The organism is Clostridium sp. UBA6640 (genome assembly GCF_002455975.1).
Lineage (GTDB): Bacteria > Bacillota > Clostridia > Clostridiales > Clostridiaceae > Clostridium_J.
On the sequence record NZ_DKLM01000026.1, the window covers coordinates 1 to 3,019 of the forward strand.

Genomic DNA, 3,019 nt, shown 5'->3' on the forward strand with positions numbered 1-3,019 from the left:
TGTGCATTGTGAATTGTGCATTAATCTAAAAGTTATGAATTAATATATCAAACTGTAACTTATATTCAGACATACATTAAATTTTAGAGTAGCTTATCTATATAATAATCAGCTCTCAATTGTATAATTAAAAATGCATAGATACTTAGTATCTATGCACCTCATAAATAATTTTATTAATATACTTATTTTTTTACATTTAACTTGTTAATATTTTTTTCATCTTCCTTTGAATTTAATATAGTCATCCCAAAGAATAACCATAATATTAATGTAGGAGTTATTACTCCTTTATGATCAAATTGCCCTCCAGTAAGTATTGATATAATTATAAATGCAATTATAGCAGTAAAAATCCCTCTATTATGCTCATAATCTTTTAATATAGCAGATAATCTATTTACAATTATGACTATAAATAAAATCATAACTATTACCCCATATTCCACTCCTATTTGAAGGAATAGGTTATGGGCATGTTCTAGTGCATAATCTGCTACTTGAAGATTTGCTCTCATAAGATCAGGCATATTAAGATATCCTTTCTCTGCATATTTTAAATACATATCACCGTAACTTCCTCCACCAATCCCAAAAGGATGTGCTACCATCATTACAAAGGAAGTAAAGTAAGATTGAATCCTTGCCATATTTGACTGACTCATAAAAAAGCTTGTTGTTGCATAGCCCCTAGTCAATATCTTAGACATTACAGGTTTAAAGGTTATAGGTATTGCTAATAACTCTAATAAGGCTACATATTTGTATTTTTTACTTATAAATATAATTCCAACGGATATTAAATAGCAAAGCCATGCTCCTCTAGAATAAGTCATATAAGTAGCTACAGAAAATAAGCCAAAAGATATAAATAGAAATATTTTTTCTTTCATATTATTTTTTTTATACAATATCATTTCAAAAATAAGTGGTAATATAAGTATCAATACAGCAGAAAAAATATTAACATTATGATATCCAAAGGTTAAATATAATCTATGATATTTAACTTGAGAAAAGGATACTCCTCTCATTTGGGCTATACCATATAAACAACTAAAATCTAGCCCCGCTATTAATGCATAGTAAACATAATACTTATCACTCTTTGAAAGATTAGCAAGTACAACAAGTATAAAAGCAATAGGTATTATAATACTTATATAAACATTAGCTGCACTATTTAATACATTATGAGAAAATATGCTGCTATTTACCGCTAGTATTAAAAAAATCATTGTATATATTATAAATTTAAAATTTAAACTTCTTTTATTCTGTAATAATCTTAAGATAGTATTTTTTATTTCTTTAAAGCTAACAATAAAAGCTATAGAGATATAAATGGTTTCAAAGGTTATTTTAAATACAAATAAGTCAAAATAACAAAACTTACGACCAATTACTAGGATTGGAAAAGATAAAATAAATAGTAGAATAGACAGTCTTTTATCTTTAAATAATAATAATATTTCTAGCACAAGGAAAAATACTGTTCCTACAAACATGATAGCGTCCTTTATTCCATATTGAATCATTATAGGAAGGGCTAGAACTATCGATAAACCAAGTGAAATTAAACCTAATTTATAATATTTATTTACTAACTTCTTAACGTCCATAACTACACCTTCCTATTTATCTGTATATAAATCAAAGTTAAACTCATTTTTCTCAACTTCAGACTTATAAAATTGCTCATAATATTTATTTAAGTTTTCTATTACTTCATCTACAGATTTTTTTCCTGTTATAGCAGAATAAAGCTCGTCCAAAGTTCCTGTTTGGCTGTAGGTTATAAATACAGTTGGATCATACTTTTCAACTATATAATTATCTGAATTGTTATATTTATTTAGTGGATTATCTCCTAAATTTACATCCTTATTGTCTAATAATAACGGTAATCCTTTATTTAGCTTCATTATTTCGCTATTAACCTCATCACTAGCTATCCACTGTAAAACTTCATCAACTGCTTCTTTTTCCTTAGTTTCTTTATTTACAACTATATATGTAAATGGGTCTACATAATGTCTTACAGGTTTATCATTGATATCAAATTTAGGTATATCTTCTACTCCAATTTCAAAGCTTAATGGTTGAGCATTGTAAAAATTATTTTTATCTTCAAAAGTAGATAAATACATAGCAGATTGTCCAAAATAAAAATCAGTTCTCACCTGCTTTTTATCTTTTTCTATAAAATCTTCTGGAATTATTCCTAAATCATACATCTTTTTATAAACTTCTAGTATTCTTTTAGAAGCTGAAAAATCATACTTTCCTTGTTTATAGTCCCAAAAGCTTGTATAAATATTTCCATCAACTAAACTTGGCACACCTATAACAGCCTTCATTGATGCATATTTACCAAATGGAAATTGAAAAGGTATTATATCTGGATTCTTTTCTTTTATTTTTAATGAATATTCTATTACCTCATCCCAAGTTTGTGGTGGTCTTTCTGGATCTAATCCACATTCTTTGAATATTTCTTTATTCCAAGCTAGTTTTACATTATTACCAGATAATTTTATTCCTATAGGATTTTTGTCATAATAAAATAATTTATCCTCTCCAACTTTATCTAAGTCTAGGTCTAATTCTTTTAGATTAGCAATTTTATCATTTTTAATTAACTCTGTATAACCATATTGAAATATATCTGGTCCATCATCAGAGTACAATGAAATTTTTAGCCTATTAACATAATCTAGATCTTTAAAACATTGAAATCTTAAATAGATTTCATCTTGACTAGCATTAAATTTATTAATTTGATTTTCTCTTAATTGAGAATCCGTTGCAGTCATCATCCAAAAATTAACTACTTTTCTTCCTTCCATTCCTTTTGGTATTGTTGCTCTTTCCTCTTTGTTGCCATCAACAAGAATTTTGTACATAAATGAACCTAATAAAACCACAATGGTAAATATTATGTACTTACTATATTTCTTAAAAAAATCTTTCATAATTACCTCCGATTATAACTACTCGATCTGTTAACTTATATGAA

2 protein-coding genes are annotated in these 3,019 nt (G+C 26.4%); both read right to left on the reverse strand.

Annotated elements, in window-relative coordinates:
• Positions 1 to 185: 185 nt before the first annotated feature.
• Positions 186 to 1,622, reverse strand: coding sequence for an O-antigen ligase family protein (locus B2W91_RS03005; protein ID WP_291578801.1), 1,437 nt, complete (start codon positions 1,620 to 1,622; stop codon positions 186 to 188).
• Between the two features lie 12 nt (positions 1,623 to 1,634).
• Positions 1,635 to 2,975, reverse strand: a complete 1,341-nt coding sequence (locus B2W91_RS03010; protein WP_291578802.1) for an ABC transporter substrate-binding protein — start codon at positions 2,973 to 2,975, stop codon at positions 1,635 to 1,637.
• Positions 2,976 to 3,019: the final 44 nt, after the last annotated feature.

Excerpts from the sequence above, each read along its gene's own strand:
- B2W91_RS03005 (WP_291578801.1), bottom strand. The coding sequence starts at position 1,622 with ATGGACGTTAAGAAGTTAGTAAATAAATATTATAAATTAGGTTTAATT.
- B2W91_RS03010 (WP_291578802.1), bottom strand. The coding sequence starts at position 2,975 with ATGAAAGATTTTTTTAAGAAATATAGTAAGTACATAATATTTACCATT.